Genomic DNA, 20,660 nt, shown 5'->3' on the forward strand with positions numbered 1-20,660 from the left:
CGTCGCGCCCTTGGGGCTTGCCGCCGCAGTCCAAAACGCATGCTCCTCTAAAAAACCCTTTTCATTCTTCGTGGCGTGCGATAGCACATGGGCGATTCCCTTGTCTGCAAGCAATCTGTGGAGGCGTGACTGAAGGAGCCAGTATCCCTTTGGCATGCGCCTGTTGTGAAATGCTCGATTCGCCCTTGCATGAGCGCGTGGAATGCGTATGATTGCTGGCGGCAGAGAGTGGCCTTGAATGAAACGCCCGTTCGATTACATCTTCAAACCCAGGTCTGTCGCCGTCATTGGGGCATCTCGTCAACCGTTCTCTATCGGGCAACGAATTGTGCAGAACATATTGGAGAGTGGGTTTCGTGGCGATGTGTTTCTTGTCAATCCGCATGCCGATATGATTGGGTCGCTGCGCTGTTATCCAAATCTGGAAGCTGTGCCCGGTGATGTTGACCTAGCTGTGATCGTCGTCCCTCAGCAGGCGGTTTTATCGGTCATTGACGAATGTATCGCCAAACCGGTTGGCGCAGTGGTCGTCATCTCCGCTGGTTTTGGAGAGGCGGGGCGGGCTGGGGCAAAACTGGAACAGGAACTCGTTCACAGGGTGCGAGCCGGCGACCTGCGCCTGGTGGGGCCTAACTCTATGGGCATTATGAACGCCGTGTCGGATGTACGCTTGAATGCCTCGTTGGGGCCACTCCCAGCGTGGGCTGACCGGATTGCGTTGGTTTGTCAATCGGGGGCGTTGGGCTTCGTGGTGTTGAATATGATCCAGCGACTGGGACTGGGCTTATCCATGTTCGCCTCGCTGGGTAACATGAGTGACCTGTCCACTGATGACCTGCTTGAGTACTGGGCTGATGAGCAGCATACGAATGTCATCCTGATGTATGTAGACTCATTTGGCGACGTGCGACGGTTCACGCAACTAGCGCGGCGCGTCAGCCGGCGAAAGCCGATCGTTGCTCTAAAGACTAGCGGTTCATTGCCATCGGCGCCAACAAGTGATCCAACGAGGCCAACCCGCTCTGAACTGATGATCTCCACCGATAGCCTGTTCCAACAGTGTGGTCTGTTGCGGGCTGGTTCAGCCGAAGAGCTATTGGATTTTGCCTTGGCTTTCAGCCATTGCGCCGCGGCGCAGGGCAGTCGTGTCGCTGTGATTAGCAACGATCGCGGTTTGACCACGCTGGTCGTGGATGCTTGCGTTCACCTCGGACTGAGCATCGCCCGACTGTCGGCCAAAACGATTACGGCGCTGAAAGCTGCGCTGCCCGACGACATAACGGTTAGCAATCCCGTGAATCTGACTGCGAACGCCAGCGCAGAGACGTATCGCCTTGCGCTCGACACAGTGTTGGCTGATGGGCGGGTTGATGCTGCGCTTGTTCTGCTAGTGCCCGCCGCTGCGTTGACGTCGCAGGCCACAGTGGACGCTGTTGTGCCGTTGCTGCGGCAGTATGACAAGCCGGTGTTATGCGTCGTGACGACCACTGAAGAGTCCTTACGAGCCTTGCGTGAGCGAGCGCGTGGGTTGTTGCCAATCTACCCGTTACCAGAATCGGCGGCGCGCGCCCTGGGAGCGCTGATTGATTATCATCGCTTGCAACAACGCCCGGAGGGCGAGCTGCGGCGCTTCGACGTTGATGTGAGCCTTCCGCAGGCCATTCTCAAGCGTGCGCGCGACGAAGGACGGCTGGCGCTGAACTTGGCCGAGGCGCTCCGCCTGATTGACGCTTACGGCATTCCTACCTGCGCATTCAACTTCGCAGCGACGCTCGATGAGGCGGTCGCTCATGCGCATGAGATCGGTTATCCCGTCGTGTTGAAATTGATCGCTCAACAGCTGCTGCACAAATCGGACGTCGGCGGCGTGATCCTCGACATTCGCAACGATGACGAATTGACGCGCAGTTACGCGAGCTTGATGGAACGCGCCGAGCGGCATGGCATTGCCGACCAGGTTGAAGGCGTCATGATCCAGCAGATGGTGCGCGGCGGGCGCGAGGTCATTATCGGCATGGTGCACGATGCGACGTTCGGCCCACTAATCACGTTCGGCCTGAACAGTGCTGACAATGAAACGCCCAGAGACATCAGCGCGCGCGTCTGGCCGCTCACCGACCTGGATGCAACCGAGCTCATTAAATCGCTTCGCGGTTACCCGATGCTGCAAGGAACCAAAGATCACGATCCGATTGACTTCGTCCTTGTGGAAGAAGCGCTGTTGCGTGTCTCCCAACTGGTCGAGGATTTTCCGGCCATTGCTGAACTGAGCATCAACCCGTTCATAGCCGGCTACAAGCCGGATACATCCAAAGCGGTTGATGTCAAAATCACCCTCTTCTCGGAAGCGTCAATTGAGACCAGTTGATTTGAACATCACTTCAAGCAACAGGCCATGAGTCTCGCGCATGTACCATCTTTGTCAGTGGAGGCCGACTGATTTGAACATCACTTCAAGAGGGGCCGTCTGATTGGTCCATAGCTCCCATTGTTGCGCTGCCTGATACACAAGCATTTCGACGCCGCCGATCACCGCGCAGCCGGCAGCGCGCGCTGCCTCAAGCAGCGGTGTTTCGTCACGACGAGCGACCAGATCAAACACAACCGTGCCGGGTATTAGCAAGTCGGTTGGCACTGGCGTGACCGGGTCGGCATCTTGCATGCCGACCGGCGTGGTGTTAATCAACACATCATGCGGGTAGCGCGCCAACGCGCTTAGCGTATCAACCGAGGCATTGAATTGTCTGGCTACATCGGCAGCTTTTGGCACGTCTCGCGCTAACACGGTGACGCGCGCTCCTTCCCGCTGTAATCCAAAGCAGACGGCGCGGGCAGCGCCGCCGGCGCCAAGCACAACGACGCGGGCGTCTCTGAGCTGGATACGTTGTCGCAATGGACGCATCGCTCCTTCAACATCGGTGTTGTAGCCGATGATCCTTTCGCCATCCATCACCAACGTGTTGAGCGCGCCCACCTGCTCGGCCACTGGATCAAGTGCGTCAACGAATCGGATCGCTTCGACCTTATGCGGGATGGTCACGCTCAGTCCGCGCAGATGCCAATTCATGCGCCGTGTGGAGCGCCTGACGAAATCGCGCATGAATGCCGACAGGTCGGTCACCTGTAGTGGCAGATACACCCAGTTCAACGAGCGGTGCTGATACGCCGTGTTATGGAGCAGCGGCGACAACGAATGTTGTACGGCATTGCCGATGACGCCAGCGATGTTCACATCCTGATCTATCTGGCGCACACGAAACAGATGGATCAACTGTTCAGCCGTCAGTTGGCCGGGAGCAGTTGCTTCGTGCTCGGTTAAGGCGCCGAAGGTGAGCAGGCCTCCCCACGCCGGCGAGAGAATCCGACTCATGAATCCAGCTTCGCCCATCGTCAAGGCAATCAGCGGGCGATGATCCTGAATCGCTCGAGCGAGCACATCAAACAGCCGCAGATTGTCGGAGATCACCTGCGCGTGCGTGGCAATTTTCAGCACTGCGGCAGGCGTTGCCGCCAACTGTTCATAGACGAGCGACAGCGGCTGCGGCGTCTCGGTGAAGTTATGGTACGAGGCAATCACGCGGTCCCACGGGACAGGCTCGCCGGAGGATTGAAACCACCGCGCCAATTGCAGGTCAAGATCAAAATAAACGCGATCAACATTGGTCAGTGAAAACAGCGCCCGCCAACAAGCCACTTGATCCTCAAACGGTGGCACCTGCTCAGGCTGGCGGGTGAACGCCGGATGGTAGGTCAGAATGATCGGTCGCGTCGTCGCATTCACGAGCGGCCTCACGCTGTAGACGGGGTCGGCTGGTGAAAAATCCGCCATGTAATCCAGGCGGAATTCAATCACATCGCCCAGCCGTTCAGCCTCGGCCACGCGACGCAGCGCCTCACTGAGCGTCGGCGCCACCACAGGAATTGCAATGGCTCTCGGCGGCAACATCAGCGCGAGATTCTACCAGAAACAACACGGCTATCAAGGCAGCAGTTTACAGTCGCTTCTGCGCGTTGGCCGGCGTGCCGATTAGCTGAGAAGCAGCTTGACAGTGTCAGACAAGCCCCAGGCGCGTGAATATAGAAGAAGCTTCTGAGGGCATGATGCGGGCCGCGCTACCATCAGTAACGAAGGCGGGTGAAAATTCTCGTTGACCGTCTTGGCTGCTTATGTTATATAAGTCACGCCTCTGTGGAAGCGGTGAATCCAAATCGCTCATGAGCTAGGGAGGATCGAGTTATGATCGCGCGCGCAAGCGTATGGTTGGGAGGATGGCTTGCTGTTGTGTGCATGGTCGTCTCAGCGACGGCCTTGGCCGCGCAAACGCAGCGAGCCACGGTCACCGGCGTGGTGACAGACGAAACCGGCGCAGTCGTCCCCGATGCGGAAGTCACGATTACCAATCTCAGCACGAACGTGAGCCGGAGCACCATGACCGATGGTGAGGGACGCTACCAGTTCCCCTCGTTGTTGGACCCCGGTGTCTATCAGTTGAAAGTGTCACGCGAAGGGTTCCAGACGGCGTTGACGCAGCAGCTCGAGCTGCGCATTGGCGACGTTCGCTCGGTGAATGTTACCTTGAAGGTCGGGTCTGTGGCCGAAGAGATCACGGTCACGGCGCAGGTGCCGCTGGTCGAGACGGAGACAAGCGTGCGTGGCGATGTGATCATCGGGCGACAGATCACCGAGTTGCCGCTCAATGGCCGGAATTTCACCTCGTTTGCTACGCTCATTCCCGGTGTGAGTCGGGCGGTCGTCGGCGCATTGACAGATGCCTCGGCATTTCAGGGATCGGTCAGCGGCTTGTCTGAAGGTTCGACCGAAGCAGCCCGTTTCAGCCGCTCGTTAGGCTCTTCGATTTCAGCCAATGGATTGCGACCGCAGAACAATAACTGGTCTATTGATGGCGTGGATAACAACGAGCCGCAATACGGGCAAATCGGCATTTTCCCGCCGCCGGACGCGATTCAAGAATTCAAGGTGGAAACCAGTGTGCCGCAGGCGGAGGTCGGACGCGCTGGCGGCGCGGTCATCAACGCAAACTTCAAATCCGGCGGCAATGAAATTCACGGATCGGTTTACTACTTCGGTCGCAACGACGTGCTAGACGCCCGTCCGGTGTTTTCCCGATTGCAAGGTGGCGGACCATTCCGATTACCACCCAAGCCGCCGCGCCGCGAGCATGAGTATGGCTTCACATTGAGCGGCCCGATCATTAAGAACAGGGTGTTCTACTTCGGCGACTATCAAGGTCAACGCAACAAGTTTCCGTTTGAGCGCGGCAGTCCGTTCACCAGCGTGCCGACGATGAAGACGCGCATGGGCGATTTCTCAGAATTCCTCGGCCCCGGTCGCGATGGACGATTGGGCACCGACGATGATACGGGCGTGGTGTTCGATCCTAACTCAGGCGATCCCTTTCCTGGCAATATCATCCCTCGGCGACTGCTGGACCCGGTGGCCGTCAATTACCTGTCATATTTCGATCCGCCCAATGCGCCGGGCGTCGCCAATAACTTCCTGAAGTTCCGCCGCATCAATGAAAAGATTGACCAGTTTGATGTGCGAATGGACATTGCCTGGAGCGAGAAACAGACCATCTTCGGGCGGTTCAGTTTCAACGATCAATTTCGCTCGCGCGATAGTTTCTTCACCAGGTTGCCCGCCGGCTTTGGCGCCGGCGAAGAAACCGGCGCGACACGTCAGGTGGCGTTTGGTGACACCTACACATTTTCGCCGAGCGTGATTAACGATTTTCGCTTTGGATTCACTCGCATCGAGATCGGCATTTTGGAATGCGGCATTGGCGGGCGTTGTGGGGTCAGTCCCACTGTCTCTAAAGACATTGGGATTCCCAATGTCAATTTGGGCGATAAGTTGACCGAGGGCGGCATGGGCATCGGCACAGGTGGCCTTGGCTTCATCGAGTTCACTGGCGATGGCGGTCCGTTCCTTGTGCCGTCGAACAACACTTATTTCTCTGATAAAGTGTCGGTCATTAAAGGCGCTCATTCGATCAAATTCGGTGGTGAAGTTCGATTGCGTCAGATTCATCCATTTGACGGCGGACGCACCGGCCCAGCCAAAGGCTTCATGGGCGCCAACGACGGCGGAACCGGCAATGCGCAAGCTGGCCTGCTGTTGGGCGTGATGAACTTCTCGGCGCGCCCGCAGGTCAATGGACCGTTTTCGTTGACCTCTTCCGAATGGGGTGTCTTTATTCAAGATGATTGGAAAGTCTCACCCGATCTGACCTTCAATATCGGTCTGCGGTATGATTTCTTCCGTCCGCAAGTGGAGCGCTTCAATCGCATTGGGAATTATGATCTGGCCACCGGCACCGTGCGCGTCGCCACAAGCAATGACCGCGATCTGGTCAACTCTGATAAAAACAATTTTGGGCCGCGATTTGGCTTTGCCTATGCCTTTGGCCCGAATCGCAAATTCGCCTTACGTGGCGGCTACGGGCTGCTCTATGCGCTGGATGCGGCCGAGTTTCCGCCGTTAACATTTAATCCGCCCAATGTGCCGCCAGCGTTCATCGGCGGAACGCATCCGGTGACTGGGCGGCCAATTACACTCAGTACCGGTCCGCCGGTATTCCCCGGTGGTAGCGATCCGCAAAACTTAGACCCTACGGTGACCTATCGTCAGATTGATCCAAACCGGCGCGATAGTTATGTCCATCAATATAACCTAACTGTGCAATGGGAATTCGCGTCCAATTGGGTGCTGGATGTGGGCTATGTCGGAACGCGCGGGCTGAAATTGCAGGCTGTGCGCAACCTTGGTCTGAACCGTGGTCTGGGCGTCGCGTTGAATCGCGCCGGTCGGTTCCTCAACGGCGTGAAGGCTTATGAAAACCGCGCGCAATCGGCATACGATTCGTTGCAAGTCCGTCTCGAGAAACGGTTCTCCTACGGCCTCGGCAGCATTACCTCATACACATGGGGGCACAGCATTGACAACTCGACTGGCGACTTTGGCGCGATTGGCGAAGCGCGTGGTGAATTTGGCGGTCCTGTCAATCCGCTCAATGAGCGACTGGAGCGCGGCAATTCTGGATTTGATTACCGCCATCGGTTCACATCAGCGGTCATCTATGATCTACCGTTCGGCAGTGGGCGACCGTTCCTCAATAACCTGGACGCAGTGACCGACCGCATCATCGGCGGTTGGCAGGTCAACTTCATCGTGCTTGGACAATCGGGTCAGCCGTTCACCCCCACGGTAGCCGACAGTAGCGTGCGCCCAGACTTGGTTGGCGATCCGAGACCGACGGCCGCTGATCGCGCTGCTGGCCGTTCATTCAATCCAAGCGCCTTCCGTCCTCCCAGCCGATCAGTGAGAAATTTCGCCGGACGATCCATCACCTTCGGCACGGCCGGACGCAACATCCTGCGGGGACCGAACCGGTTTAACACCGATTTCTCACTCTTCAAGAATACGCGCATCACCGAAGGCATCAATCTGCAGTTCGGTATCGAATTTTTCAACCTATTCAATAATGTCCAACTGGTGCTGCCCAACGCCGGCATCAACTTCAACAGCGATGGGTCCGTCAACTTTTCAAACAACGTTGGGCAGACGTTCAATGCGTACCCGCAACGGCAAGGGCAATTTCGCTTGAAATTGCTGTTTTAGTCACTCGTCGGTTGTTGAGCGTCCGTCGGAGCTAACAACCGATGTAAGGGTTATGTGGCGCGTTGGGCAGTCAACAAAAATGAGTTGTTGGCTGCCCGTTGTATGTATTCTGACCATCGTTTTCGCTGGAGTCGCGCAGCCTAAACCGGCGATTCAACCTAAGCCCGCGATTGACCTGGGCAGCGCACTGCAAGCCATTGAACGGCAGGATTACGCTACGGCTGCATCCACGCTGCGACGAGTGCTCAAGCAACATCCTCGTTTCGTGGCCGCTCACAACCTCCTTGGTTACGTTCAATTCCGTCAGCGCCGTGTCGTCGAAGCCGAACGATCATTGCAACGAGCCATCCGGTTAGCTCCCGATTATCTGCCGGCGCGTGTCAACATCGGCAACTTATACATGGAGACGGATCGGCTGAGCGAAGCGATCCTCGAATTTCAACGCGTGTTGAAGTTGGAACCAGCGCACATCGGCGCGCTGCTCAGCCTCGGATACATTCATACTCGACGCAATGAGTGGAACCAAGCGATTTCCTATCTGGAACGAGCCTACCAACTGGATCATCAGAATGAGCAAGTCTTGCTCGGATTGAGCAACGCCTATCTTGCCGATCAACGATGGGAATCAGCCCGACCGATCATCGAGCAATTGAAACAACAAGAGCCACAAAACGCTCACCGACTCGCCCGGCTGGGCATGATCCTGGCGCAGCACAAACGCTGGGACGAGGCGCAGACTGTATTCAACCAAGGGCTTCACCTGCAACCGACGCTCGACCAATTGCACTACGGTCTGGGCTACGTCCACCATCGGCGAGGAGAGCAAACAGAAGCCAAACAGGCTGTGCAGAAGGCCCTTGCATTGAATCCGCAACAAGCTGAGGCTTACTCCCTACTGGGCGCCATCTGTGTGGCTAGAGGCGAGCTGGCCGAAGCCTTGAGCGCCTACAAACGCAGCTTGTCGCTTCAACCGAACCAGCCTGATGTCTATGCAGCCATGGCTGAGCTCTATCTGGAGCAGCGATATTACGCGCCAGCGACAGAGGCCTTGCGACGCGCCACTCGGTTGCAGCCGGCTCGCGCCGAGCTGTTCACGCGGCTTGGCGACGTTTATCTGGCGCAAGGCAATCTGCTTCAGGCTCGCGCTGCTTACGAAAAATCCTATGCGCTCAATCCGACAGCGCCTAACGCTAGTTTCCACGTCGGGCATACCGAATTGAAGTTGTCGCGCTATGAAGAAGCCATCAAGCATTTCGAGCGGGAACTCAAGTTGAATCCCGACCACGTTGCATCGCTGGTCGGGATGGGCCAGGCGATGGTGGCGCTTAACAATCCGGTTCAAGCGGAGCTGAGGCTTCGGCGCGCGCTCTCAATCATGCCAAATCATGTCGAGGGCTTGTATCAAGTGAGTCGGGCATTGTTGCAACAGAACCGGCCGGCTGAAGCGCTCGCCGCGCTGAAACAAGCGGCTGAACTTGCTCCGGCGGAGGCGCGCATTCATTACCAACTCTTTCTCGCTTACACGCGACTCGGCCAGAATGAGGCAGCGGCCAAGGCGCTGGAAACGTTCCGGCACCTGGAATCGTCCGGCAAGTAGATTGCGCCCGGTTCATCGTCAGCAGTACAATCCGCTGCGCATGCTCAGCCGTGACGACATCATGGGAAGAGGGACTGCTTCGGAGGGATACAGCGTGCATTGCGCTCACTCACGCTTGGGTATGTTGGCTTGCCGAGTGATGGCAGTCATGATCTTTCTTGTTCTGGCTGTGATGACGCTCACAGTCGGCTTCGTTTCTGCTCAAGACAACGGCAATGGCGACATCTACCGACACGCCGTTGAGCAGTTGCGTCAGAAAGAGCGCCAGTTGCTTGCGCGGTTGGAACAACAACAGAACGACGCGGCGCTCTATACCGAACTTGGTCGCGTTCGACTGGAACTGGGCAAGAGCGCCGAAGCGGTGGCTGCGCTGAAGAAAGCCATCGCGTTGGACCCGCAGCAAGCCGACGCGCGCGCTCACCTGAGCCTCTACTACTTCCAAACAGGTCGTGAAGCCGCCGGCGAGGACTTACTGAAAGCTGCCTTGATGATTGATCCGTACAATTATCTGGCCAATTACTACGCCGGCTTGCTTTATAGGCGACGCAATCAGCCGCTCCGCGCTGAGCTGTATCTCAGAAAAGCCATTCGCATTGAGCCGGGTCAACTGGCGGCCAGTCGCGAGTTGGTCAGCCTTTACGCCGAGCAAAAGCGGTTTGCTGAAGCCGAAGCGGAACTCGACCGATTGTGTAACCATGATCCCCAGAACCCGCAGATACGCTATGAACGGGCTGTCTTCTGGGCGCAAATGGGTCGGTACGCCGAAGCCGTCAAAGAATACGAACAGGTCCTTGTTCTCAATCCTGCGCTCGTGCCGGTTAAATTGGAACTGGCACTGGCGGCGTTCAGGCTCGGCGATTATCAACGGGTCGTGGCTATGTTGAGCAATTACGAAGGCGGGTTGCGCTTGCCCGAATCGTTCTATCTACTCGGTCATAGCTTGGCTGAACTGGGTCGGTTTGATGAAGCGACGACACAATTGAAACGCGCCCTTGAGCTGAAGCCGGATTTGCACGATGCGCGCATCCAGCTCGGCCGCATCGCCATGACCAGGAGAGAAGCACACGCCGCGCGTGATGCCTTTCGGCGTGTTTTAGAAGCTCAGCCGGGCCACATCCAAGCGCGATATTTGTTGGGCATCACACTGGAATCAATCGGTGAACTCGAACAAGCCGAGAAGGAATACATGGAACTGATCGGTCGCGCGCCGGACCGCTTTGAGGGATTTCATGGGCTGGGCGCCGTCGCGTTTCGGCGGGGAGACGATCAAACGGCTCTACAAGCACTGCACCGCGCTGTTCAATTGAATCCTCAGCACGCTGACGTGCGCATTCTGTTGGGGCGCGCACTGGCGCGTGCTGGCCAACTGGCTTCGGCCGTTGAGCAGTTCACTCAGGCGATCGCGCTGAACCCATCACGTGCCGACGCGCATTATCAACTGGCGCTGGTCTTGCAACGATTGGGTCGTCACGAAGAAGCAGCAAAGGAATTTGCTACTGTCGAGCGACTCAATGCTGAGTTTCGGCAACGCACCGGCGGCATGGAACTCCCTCGATGATGAGAAAAGAGCATGGGCTATGATGAAACGAATAGCCAGTGGCCTCCTGCTGATCTGCCTGCTCGGCCTCAATAGCTTCAGCCAATCAACAGGGCCGCGTGTTCAATTCACAGACATCACCGATCTATCGGGCTTAGGCACGTTCCGTCACGTCGGAGGCAGCTTGGAGAAGCGGTACATTCTGGAGACAACCAGCAGCGGCGTCGCTTTGTTCGATTATGATCGCGACGGCTGGCTTGATGTCTACCTGGTTAACGGCGGCAATCTCCAGATGCTACGAGAGCAGAAGCTGGCAGCCACTCATAAATTGTTCCGCAATCGGCGAGACGGCCGATTTGAAGATGTCACCACGAAAGCCGGTGTGGGCGGCAACGGCGCCTGGGGTCAAGGCGTCGCTGTGGCGGATGTGGACAATGATGGATGGGATGATCTGTATGTCACCAATTTCGGCCCAAACATCCTCTACCGTAATAACGGCGATGGGACGTTCACCGACGTGACACGCAAAGCCGGTGTGGCTGACCCACGTTATTCAACTGGCGCGGCGTTCGGCGATTACGACGGCGATGGCGACTTAGACTTATTCGTCGCCAATTATGTTGAACTCGATCTGAATAATTTGCCCGAGCACGGTGGCACAAATCCTATCGGCGCCAACTTCTGCATGTTTCGAGGCGTGCCGGTCATGTGTGGGCCGCGCGGATTGAAAGGCGCTGGCGACACGCTCTATCAAAACAACGGCGATGGCACTTTCACTGATGTCAGCCGGAAAGCCGGCGTTGACGATGCGAAGGGGTACTACGGTTTCCAGCCCGTCTGGTGCGATTTCGACAATGATGGCGACCTAGACCTCTATGTCGCCAATGATTCCACGCCGAATTATTTCTATCAAAATAACGGCGACGGGACATTCAAAGAAATCGGTTACCCGTCCGGCACAGCGGTCAATGAAGAAGGACGCGAACAAGCGGGCATGGGCGTCGCAGTCGGCGATTATGACGGCGACGGGTTGATGGATATATACGTCACCAACTTTTCTGATGACACCAATACGCTCTATCACAATGAAGGGCGCAATCAGTTCACCGATGTGACGTATCCCAGTGGTCATGGCGAAACTACGTTGGCCTCCCTGGGTTGGGGGACGGCCTTCTTTGACTTCGATAACGATGGTGACCTTGACCTGTTTGCCGCCAACGGTCATGTCTACCCGCAAGTTGATAAGCATGACTTCGGGACATCATACAAGCAGCGAAACTTGCTGTTTGAGAATGTGGGGCGAGGCAGGTTTGTCGAGGTGGGGCGGCAGGCAGGGCCAGGGCTGAGCCTCATCAAATGCAGTCGCGGCGCGGCATTCGGCGACATTGACAATGACGGTGATGTGGACATCGTAATCAACAACATAGATGACACGCCGACGGTATTGCGCAACGATGGCGGCAACAAAAACAATTGGCTGACCCTGAACTTGGTCGGCGCCAAGATGAACCGTCGCGCCGTCAACGCGCGCGTCAGACTCCGCATCGGCCAGCGATGGCAGATGGCCGATGTGTTCAGCGGTTCCAGCTATCTTTCTCAGAATGATTTTCGTCTCCACTTCGGATTGGGTGCAGCCAGCACAGTGGATGAGATTGAAATCCGTTGGCCAAATGGCACGCGATCAAACTTGCGCGATGTCAAACCGAATCAACTGTTGAACGTGAAGCAACCTGACGTTCAGCCCAAAGCAACCCGACGAGGCTCAGCATGAGGAATCATCGTCAACGGTTGTGGCTGCTGTTCGCGCTGAGCGGGCTTCTGCTGGGCTGCGTGATCGCGTGGCGCGCCCACGCACAAGCTGACCGCGTGGAGTCGCACATCGAGCAGAGCATGGCGCTACTAGAGACCGGTGATCTCATGCAAGCTGAGCGCGCCGCTCGCGCCGCCTTGCACCTGGCTCCGCGCTCAGCCGAGGCTCACAATTTGTTAGGAATTATCCTCGATCAACAAAACCGTCATAGCGAAGCTGAACGGCAATATCAGACAGCGTTGCGCTATAACCCACGTTTCATTGATGCGCGGAATAATCTGGGCAATCTTTACCTGAAGCAGCAAAAGACTCTCCAGGCCATCGCTCAGTTTAAGCGTGTCTTGCAAGTTGACCCGCAACACCCCGCAGCCAATTACAATTTGGGACTTGTCTACCGCGAACGTGGTCAGTATGAACAGGCGCTTCAACACTTGGAACGCGCCCGTGCAAAATCGGCGGATGATCCGGCTTTGCTCTTTGCGCTGTGCGACGTTTCGTTGAAGACCAATCGTCATGCGCAGGCGCTGCAGCTTGCTCAGCGCCTGATGGAAAAAGGCAGCGACGATGTGCGCGTGCACTTTACGCTGGGGTTGATGCTGGCTCAAAGCGGCTTGTATCAGCCGGCCGCCGAACGGTTCCGGCTTGTTGTCGAAAAACAACCACACAGCTTTGAAGCGCAATACAACCTCGGACTGGCGCTCTACAATTTGGACCAGCATGAAGCGGCGAAAAAGGCGCTCACAGCAGCGGCTGACTTGAAACCTGAGCTGGCTGAGGTGCATTATCGGCTGGGACTGGTGCTGGCCGAGATGGGCGATTCTAACGGCGCTATTGAGGAATTCAAACACGCCGTCGAACGTGATGCGCAACACGCTGACGCTCATTTTCTGATGGCCGAGGAATACTTCAAACGCGACTACGTGGCCGCAGCCGTCGCGTCTTATGAGAAAGCCGTCGCCCTCGCCCCGAATAATCCCGCCTACCTGATGCGGCTGGCCAACGCCTGCTTCAAAGTCTCTCAATATGCTCGATCCGAACAGATCTATCAGAAAGCGCTTCAGTGGAACGACGCGAAACGAGGAGAAATCTACTATCTGATCGGCTACGCTCAACGCGCGCAAGGCAAGTTCACCGAAGCAGTGGCAAACTTCCTCAAGCAAATTGCTATACAACCTGATCACGTCGAATCACTAGCCAATCTCGGCTATGCGTACTTGCAACTTGGTCAACCTGAACAAGCCGAACCATACCTGCTGCGAACGCTCAAACTGCGGCCCATTCACGTCGAAGCGCATCTGACGTTAGGACAGGTTTATATGCGTCAGCGCAAATTCGCCGACGCGCAACGTGTGTTGGAACGAGCCGTTGATCTGAAGCCTGATTACACACAGGCGCGGTATCAACTGTTTCTGGCCTACTCGCGCGCCGGACAGCAAGAGCTGGCCGAGAAGGAACTGGCCATATTCAAAGCGCTCGAAGAAGAAGACAAGCGCGAACGCGAGCTGCGCGAACGACGGCAGCAGGCGGAAAAACCATGAAGGTCAGTGGCGCGTGGTCAGTGGTCAGCGGTCAGTGGAAGGTGAGGGTCGCTGCTGTGGTGGCGATCGTTCTTACAGTGTTGTTGTCAACTCAGGGACGACAGAAGCTGCCTCCAGCCAACAAGAAGATTCAATTCGTCGAGGTCACGGCAGCGGCCAAGATCACCTGGCGGCACGACAACCTGGCCACACCCGAAAAGTACTTGATCGAGACAATGGGCGGCGGCGGCGCGTTTCTGGATTATGACAACGATGGCTGGTTGGACATCTATCTGGTCAATAGCGGTGAGACGCCGTTTCACAAGCCCAAGACAGCAATTCGCAATGCGCTCTATCGAAATAATCGTGACGGCACATTCAGCGACGTGACCGAGAAAGCTGGCGTGATGGGTCGCGGTTTCGGCATGGGGGCGACCGTCGCTGACTACGACAATGATGGACTGAGCGACATCTATGTGACCAACTTCGGCCCCAACATTCTCTATCGCAATAACGGAGACGGCACGTTCACTGACGTGACCGACAAAGCGGGCGTCGGCGATCCGCGGTGGAGCACCAGCGCCGCTTTTTTTGATTACGACAATGATGGACGACTCGACTTGTTCGTCTGCAATTACCTTGACTGGAATTTCGACAAAAACGTCTACTGTGGCGAGAGTCGCCCCGGCTATCGCGCCTACTGTCATCCCGACGTATTCAGAGGGATTGTGAACACGCTCTATCGGAACAACGGCGATGGCACATTCACGGACGTCTCGGCCAAGACCGGTATCAGCTCGGTCGAAGGCAAAGCATTGGGCGTTGTCGCTGCCGATTACAATGATGATGGCTGGATAGACATTTACGTGGCTAACGATGCGGTGCGAAATTTCCTCTTCAAAAACGACGGTCAAGGCCGGTTCCGTGAGATTGCCTTGATGGCAGAAGTTGCCTATGGACTGAACGCCAAACCGGAATCCGGCATGGGCGTGGACTTCGGCGATTACAACGGCGATGGCAAGCTTGATCTGTTCGTCACCAACATTGATCTTGAGCCGAATCGGCTGCATCGCTATGAGGGTGACGATCGGTTTTTTGACGCGACGGTTCAGGCCGGCCTTGCAGAGATGGCCATGCTCTATAGCGGATTCGGCACGCGCTTTGTTGATTTCGACAACGACGGCGATCTCGATATTTTTGTGACTAACGGCCATCCGCTCGATAACGTGCATCTGTTCCGCGAAGGCGTCTACTACGCAGAAGAACCATTCCTGTTGGAGAATATCAACGGCGTATTCCGTAACATTGCCGACACGCTGGGAGAAGTGATGAAACGCCGCTACGCCGGTCGCGGGCTAGCATCGGGTGATTACGACAACGATGGCGACACCGACTTTCTTTTGATCAATTGCGGGCAACCGCCCGTTCTGATCCGTAACGATGGCGGCAATCGGAATAATTGGATCGGCCTCAAGCTGATCGGAGTCAAGAGCAATCGTGATGCCATCGGCGCCACTGTCATCGTCAAAGCGCAGAAGCTGACGATTTGGCGCAGCGTCAACGGCGGAGGTAGTTACTGCTCCGGCCATGACATGCGACTGCTGGTTGGACTCGGCCAACGACAAAAAGTTGACGAGATCGAAATCCGCTGGCCCAGCGGCACGCGCGATCGTCTGCGCGCGCCACGCATCAACAGGTATGTGGAGGTGCGCGAGGGCGCGACGAATGCGGAGCAGAAAAGGTGATGGCTCACATGAGCCCCACTGACGAAGTCCGCTTTTTATCTGAGGAACGCACGGTGCGAGTTGGCAGTGTGACACGGTCCTCAGTACAATCCACCGTCAGGTTATGCAACAAACAGAGCAGATTCGATTGACCCAGATGAGTCATGGCGCAGGTTGAGCGTGTAAGTTGAGTCTTGCCGACCTGTCGCAGGTGCTGCGCCAGTTGACTCCATCGGATGATCCAAACATCTTAATCGGGCCGGCCACGTCCGATGATGTCGGCGTCTACCGTCTCAACGACGACATGGCGCTGGTGATGACGACCGATTTCTTCGCGCCTGTCGTGGATGATCCATACTGGTTCGGCGCCATTGCTGCGGCTAATTCATTGAGCGATGTGTACGCTAAAGGCGTTCAACCACTGGTCGCGCTCAATCTGGTTGCGTTTCCGAGCAAGCATCTGCCGCTGGATGTCCTAACGCAGATTCTCAGGGGCGGCGCTGACAAAGCCCGTGAAGCGGGCGTCGCCATCATCGGCGGACACAGCGTTGACGACGCCGAGCCAAAGTATGGACTGGCCGTTGTTGGTATCTGTCATCCCAGCGCGATCATTTCCAATGCCACGGCTCGTCCGGGCGATCGGTTAGTGCTGACCAAACCGCTCGGCCTCGGCATCATCACTACCGGCATCAAGCGCCAGCTCGTTGACCAATCAACAATCCATCAAGCGACGCAGTTGATGGCGACGTTGAATAAAGCCGCAGCTCATGCGATGGTCAACGTCGGTGTTCACGCTTCAACCGATGTGACCGGCTATGGATTGATCGGCCACCTGCGCGAGATGGTCAGCGCCAGCGGCGTCGGCGCAACTGTTCGCGCTGCTGCTGTGCCGGTGCTGCCGGCCACGTGGGAGCTGATCCCGCAGAAGGCGATACCGGGCGGCAGCCGTAACAATCACGCTTTTCTGTCAGCGTTTGTTCAATGGGACGACGGCGTGTCCGAGTCCATGCAACTGGTTCTGTGCGATGCCCAGACATCCGGCGGCCTGCTCATTGCAGTCGCTCCGGAGAAAGCAGACCAATTGGTTGAAAAGCTCGTTGCTGTTGGCGCGCCAGTGGCCGCGCTGATCGGTGAAATCACGGCTGGTCCGGCCGGCTACATCCATGTCATCCCGTGAACTGAGAATGGATCACAGGTGTTCCGCCTGTGATCCATGAACTGAGAATGTGGCACAGGCGTTCCCACCCGTGTTCCATGGACTGAGAATGTGACAATTGCTATAGGAGAGACCCTGCTCAGTTGCCTGTGGCCGATTCTCTAGGTGAGTTTGGCCAATCCACAACCCGCGTTCCGCAATTCGTAATCGGCATAGCTCGAGCAGATCACCGTCTTCTACGACCCCCTCATCAAACAATGCCGGTGCCGGCATCGCCCGGACTGGACTTTTCTCCCAGCGCGACGACGTGCAGCGGCGTGTAAACGGCGCCGGTTGGTTTCAGCTCGCTTTGCATCACCGTGATGTGGTCAACGAGGAACGGCGAGGCGGAAAACGCGAGATGCAGAAAAGCCTGCGTCAGGTCCTTGGGTTTTCGATACGGTCGAACACGCCCGATCGTCAAGTGTGGTTGAAAGCGGCGTTGCTCTTTGGGGAATCCCAGTGATTCTAGAGCCGACTCAACGGCTGCCTGCAGAGCCGGCAATTGGCCTGTTTCATCGTTGATGCCCAGCCAGAAGACGCGCGGATGTTTGGTGGTGGGGAACACGCCCTGACCATGCGGCGTTAGCCAGAACGGCGAATATGCTGTAGCCACATTGTTGACTTGCGCGATAATGTCCGGCAGTCGCTGTTGCTCAACATCGCCGAGGAATTTCAGTGTCAGGTGAATGTTTTGTGGGCGAACCCAACTGACGTGAGCTTTATGCATTTTGAACTGCTCTTGAATGGCTGCAATTGCTGCTTTCAGTTCGTCAGGTAATTCAATGCAAATGAATGTGCGAATCAAGGTCGCGTCGGTCATGGCTGTTACTTGGCAGCAGTTTGGGTCTCAGCTTGCTTGGACGGTTGCGCAAGAACTTTGGTGATCGGTTGACTGTATGCCGGCGGTTGGAATGGGATATTCAGGATGCGAGCAAGCGTAGGAGCAATATCGGTCATCTGGACAAATTCCAGCGAAGTACGTTGAATGCCGCGACCCCATAGGATCAAGCTGGCGTACATTTCAGGCCGTTCAGGCAGGAATCCGTGATTGCCGCGTTTCTTCTCTGGAGCCGGTTGAATCACCGGTTCTTTGAAGCTGTTGGTGATGGCGTAGAAGTTCGATGGTTCCAGAAAGAACGTGGCGCGTGGATTGGCGCCGAGTTGATCCAATTCGTCTCGTTGCAGAATCCGACGCAGCGGCGCTTCGGGGCCTTTGGTGTAAGGTTCAAACGCAGCCCAGACACGATTGGCCACCGATGCGTCGTTCGGATTTTTTAGATAGATGGCCGCCGACGCGCCACTGGGATGAACAGCGGCGTCCCAACTGATCACCTGGCCTTGCGCGTTGAGGCGAATCAGGCCGGCTTGAGCCAACACCGCGCCTGCATGAAACTCTTTGTCAATGCGCATGAATCCGTGATCGGAGACAATAGCGACGGTCGTGGAAGCTTCAATTCCGGCGCGGCGAATCGCCTCCAGGATACGACCGATAGCTGCGTCAGCCCGTTCCGTTGCTTCAAAGCCACGAGCTGAATAGGGACCGGCTTCATGCTGCGCCTGATCCAGGTCAATCAGATGAACCATCAAGAAATTCGGCTTGAATCGCTCGATCATGTACACAGCCGCATCCACTGTGAACTCGTCGTAGGGCGCATAGTCATTGGGGGTTCGATTGGAGGCGCGCAGGATGTCATCAATGAGACCGGGCGTCGAGCGATCTCGCATCGTCTGCGAAATGAGCTTGAACGGACCGGTTGCGTCCCACACTTCGGGAATGTGCCAATCAATCCCTTGAGCGCCAACGGTGACCGGCCAGATAGCGCAGGCCACGCTCAAGCCGGCTTTCTTGGCAGCCATCCACAGCGTCTCCGTCCGAATAAACGAGGCTTCCCAGAGCCAACGGCCTGTCGGCGGTTGAGTCGGTTCGTCAAAGACAGTGTTCGTCCAAACGCCGTGATCAGCCGGTCGAGCGCCGGTCACCAACGTGGTGTGAGACGGGAACGTGACAGTCGGATAAACGCCGATGACGCCTTCAGCGCATGCTCCCTCGCGGCACAACCGGCGCATATTGGGTAAGCGTAATCCTAAACGGTCGGGGCGATTGTAATAATCCGGCACCAGACCATCAATCGAAATCAAGATCAGATACGGTCGCTCTGAAACCGCTGTCTGAGCGGAGACAAGCCGGCTGGAATCCCAACCAGAAAAGAGAAGAATCAGCAGCATCCATGCCAATGCGACTTTCCATCGGTGCACGAGTAGAAGAATGTCGGCTCGCTTTTTCATAGGCTATCCCAAATGCTCCCGAATAGTGTTGGCCAGTTGATGGGCTAACGTGTGAACCAGGACTGGATCGTCGGCTTCGATCATGACGCGGGCTTTGTTCTCCGTGCCGGAATAACGCAGCAGCAACCGACCTCGTCCGTGCAACAGGTGCTCGATCTGCTGTTGTTCGGCGACAATGGCCGGGACCTGCTCAAACGGCGTCTTCGTTTTCACCGGCACGTTGACCAACAGTTGCGGATGCCGCGTGAAGCCACGCGAGAGTTGGTCTAGGTCGGAGCCGGTTTCCGACATGATGCGCAGCACTTCAATGGCTGTGATCAGTCCGTCGCCAGCCAAACTGATCTGCGGAAAAATAATGTGACCCGATTGTTCGCCGCCAAGCGACCCATTCAGTTCGAGCAATTTTTCCAGCACATATCGGTCGCCCACCGGCGTGCGGTAGAGCGTGATCTCGTGTTGACGCAATGCTTGCTCCAATCCCCAATTGCTCATCACGGTGCCAACGACAAGGTCGCCATTGAGCCGTCCCTGCTGTTTCATCTGAGTGGCAACGATGAAGAGAATATGATCGCCGTCAAAGATGCGTCCATCCGGTCCGACGAACAACGCGCGGTCGGCGTCGCCGTCGAAGGCGATGCCTAGATCACAGCCATGCTGGCGCACCTGCTCAGATAAGGCTTCAATGTGAATCGTGCCACAACCCTGGTTAATGTTGACACCGTTGGGTTCCACGCCCCACGCCTGAATCTCTGCCCCTAGCGCCTGAAGGACAGTCGGCGCAATCTCGTAAGCGGCTCCGTTAGCGCAATCCAAGCCGATCCGGAGTCCACTCAGATTTACCTGATGGCCGACCTGCTTAATCAAAAAATCCATGTAGTGGCGCCGTAGCTCTTCGCCATCCTCCAGCCAGACCGTCGCTGAAGGGGTCACGGGCGCAGCCTGGCGCACATCTGCCTCAATGGCTTGCTCCAACTGATCGTCCAGTTTGGCGCCGGTCGAAGCGAATATCTTGATTCCATTATCAGGGACGGGATTGTGCGAAGCTGAGATAACCACGCCGGCGTCGAATTGTTGCGAGCGCGTCAAGTAAGCGATGCCGGGCGTCGTCATAATGCCGGCGCTGATCACATCGGCTTCCATGTCGCGCAAGGCGCGCGTGACCAGCCCTTCGATCCAGCGGCCTGATTCCCGCGTGTCGCGCCCGGTAACTACGCGCGGGGGGCGTCCGAGTCGTTCTCTCAAATGGCTTGCCAACGAACGAGCGCAGGTGTAAATGGTCGGTGGGTCGAGCGGGTATGTGCCAGGCTCACCACGAATGCCGTCTGTGCCAAACAAGGATGCCATGCTGC

12 protein-coding genes are annotated in these 20,660 nt (G+C 56.7%); 8 read left to right on the forward strand and 4 right to left on the reverse strand.

Going from position 1 to position 20,660, the window contains the following annotated elements; genetic code table 11:
* The first annotated feature begins 238 nt into the window (after positions 1–238).
* Positions 239–2,368 (forward strand): acetate--CoA ligase family protein, encoded by a 2,130-nt coding sequence (locus tag NZ823_05730; protein MCS6804632.1) that lies wholly within the window; start codon positions 239–241, stop codon positions 2,366–2,368.
* A 54-nt stretch (positions 2,369–2,422) separates the two neighbouring features.
* Here the strand turns inward: NZ823_05730 and aroE are convergent, their stop codons facing one another.
* The gene (gene aroE, locus NZ823_05735) at positions 2,423–3,946 is read right to left on the reverse strand and encodes a shikimate dehydrogenase (GenBank protein MCS6804633.1); all 1,524 of its coding nucleotides are present in this window, start codon (positions 3,944–3,946) and stop codon (positions 2,423–2,425) included.
* Between the two features lie 291 nt (positions 3,947–4,237).
* On the opposite strand from aroE, the gene NZ823_05740 reads away from it, so the two are divergent.
* The 7 genes from NZ823_05740 (at position 4,238) to selD (ending at position 17,004) form a co-directional block, all read left to right on the forward strand.
* Positions 4,238–7,642: a TonB-dependent receptor gene (locus NZ823_05740; protein ID MCS6804634.1), complete on the forward strand. Its 3,405-nt coding sequence runs from the start codon at positions 4,238–4,240 to the stop codon at positions 7,640–7,642.
* A gap of 79 nt (positions 7,643–7,721) precedes the next feature.
* On the forward strand, positions 7,722–9,239 hold the full coding sequence (locus NZ823_05745) for a tetratricopeptide repeat protein (GenBank protein MCS6804635.1): 1,518 nt from the start codon (positions 7,722–7,724) through the stop codon (positions 9,237–9,239).
* A gap of 148 nt (positions 9,240–9,387) precedes the next feature.
* A complete protein-coding gene (locus tag NZ823_05750; protein ID MCS6804636.1) occupies positions 9,388–10,797 on the forward strand; it encodes a tetratricopeptide repeat protein in 1,410 nt (469 codons plus the stop codon).
* Positions 10,798–10,816: 19 nt separating this feature from the next.
* Positions 10,817–12,547 carry a CRTAC1 family protein gene (locus NZ823_05755; protein MCS6804637.1) on the forward strand — a complete coding sequence of 577 codons (1,731 nt, stop codon included), beginning with the start codon at positions 10,817–10,819 and terminating at the stop codon, positions 12,545–12,547.
* Positions 12,544–14,124 (forward strand): tetratricopeptide repeat protein, encoded by a 1,581-nt coding sequence (locus NZ823_05760; protein ID MCS6804638.1) that lies wholly within the window; start codon positions 12,544–12,546, stop codon positions 14,122–14,124. The genes NZ823_05755 and NZ823_05760 overlap by 4 nt, the downstream gene beginning before the upstream one ends.
* The gene (locus NZ823_05765) at positions 14,121–15,848 is read left to right on the forward strand and encodes a CRTAC1 family protein (protein ID MCS6804639.1); all 1,728 of its coding nucleotides are present in this window, start codon (positions 14,121–14,123) and stop codon (positions 15,846–15,848) included. The genes NZ823_05760 and NZ823_05765 overlap by 4 nt, the downstream gene beginning before the upstream one ends.
* Positions 15,849–15,951: 103 nt before the next feature.
* Complete coding sequence (selD, locus tag NZ823_05770) at positions 15,952–17,004, forward strand: selenide, water dikinase SelD (protein MCS6804640.1); 1,053 nt, start codon at positions 15,952–15,954, stop codon at positions 17,002–17,004.
* 229 nt (positions 17,005–17,233) lie between these two features.
* Here selD and thpR read toward each other — a convergent pair whose 3' ends face one another.
* From thpR to glmM, 3 genes are read right to left on the reverse strand one after another with little or no spacing between them, the layout of a single operon-like run.
* Positions 17,234–17,845, reverse strand: a complete 612-nt coding sequence (gene thpR, locus NZ823_05775) for an RNA 2',3'-cyclic phosphodiesterase (GenBank protein MCS6804641.1) — start codon at positions 17,843–17,845, stop codon at positions 17,234–17,236.
* 5 nt (positions 17,846–17,850) lie between these two features.
* Positions 17,851–19,311 (reverse strand): ectonucleotide pyrophosphatase/phosphodiesterase, encoded by a 1,461-nt coding sequence (locus tag NZ823_05780; protein ID MCS6804642.1) that lies wholly within the window; start codon positions 19,309–19,311, stop codon positions 17,851–17,853.
* 3 nt (positions 19,312–19,314) lie between these two features.
* Complete coding sequence (gene glmM / locus NZ823_05785) at positions 19,315–20,655, reverse strand: phosphoglucosamine mutase (GenBank protein MCS6804643.1); 1,341 nt, start codon at positions 20,653–20,655, stop codon at positions 19,315–19,317.
* Positions 20,656–20,660: the final 5 nt, after the last annotated feature.

Source organism: Blastocatellia bacterium (assembly GCA_025054955.1).
Lineage (GTDB): Bacteria > Acidobacteriota > Blastocatellia > HR10 > J050 > JANWZE01.

Bases quoted from the DNA above. Each gene is read 5' to 3' on its own strand.
- aroE (MCS6804633.1), bottom strand. From the start codon at position 3,946: ATGTTGCCGCCGAGAGCCATTGCAATTCCTGTGGTGGCGCCGACGCTC.
- thpR (MCS6804641.1), bottom strand. From the start codon at position 17,845: ATGACCGACGCGACCTTGATTCGCACATTCATTTGCATTGAATTACCT.
- glmM (MCS6804643.1), bottom strand. From the start codon at position 20,655: ATGGCATCCTTGTTTGGCACAGACGGCATTCGTGGTGAGCCTGGCACA.
- NZ823_05745 (MCS6804635.1), top strand. From the start codon at position 7,722: ATGAGTTGTTGGCTGCCCGTTGTATGTATTCTGACCATCGTTTTCGCT.
- NZ823_05765 (MCS6804639.1), top strand. From the start codon at position 14,121: ATGAAGGTCAGTGGCGCGTGGTCAGTGGTCAGCGGTCAGTGGAAGGTG.
- NZ823_05730 (MCS6804632.1), top strand. From the start codon at position 239: ATGAAACGCCCGTTCGATTACATCTTCAAACCCAGGTCTGTCGCCGTC.
- NZ823_05750 (MCS6804636.1), top strand. From the start codon at position 9,388: ATGATCTTTCTTGTTCTGGCTGTGATGACGCTCACAGTCGGCTTCGTT.
- NZ823_05780 (MCS6804642.1), bottom strand. From the start codon at position 19,311: ATGAAAAAGCGAGCCGACATTCTTCTACTCGTGCACCGATGGAAAGTC.
- NZ823_05760 (MCS6804638.1), top strand. From the start codon at position 12,544: ATGAGGAATCATCGTCAACGGTTGTGGCTGCTGTTCGCGCTGAGCGGG.
- NZ823_05755 (MCS6804637.1), top strand. From the start codon at position 10,817: ATGATGAAACGAATAGCCAGTGGCCTCCTGCTGATCTGCCTGCTCGGC.
- NZ823_05740 (MCS6804634.1), top strand. From the start codon at position 4,238: ATGATCGCGCGCGCAAGCGTATGGTTGGGAGGATGGCTTGCTGTTGTG.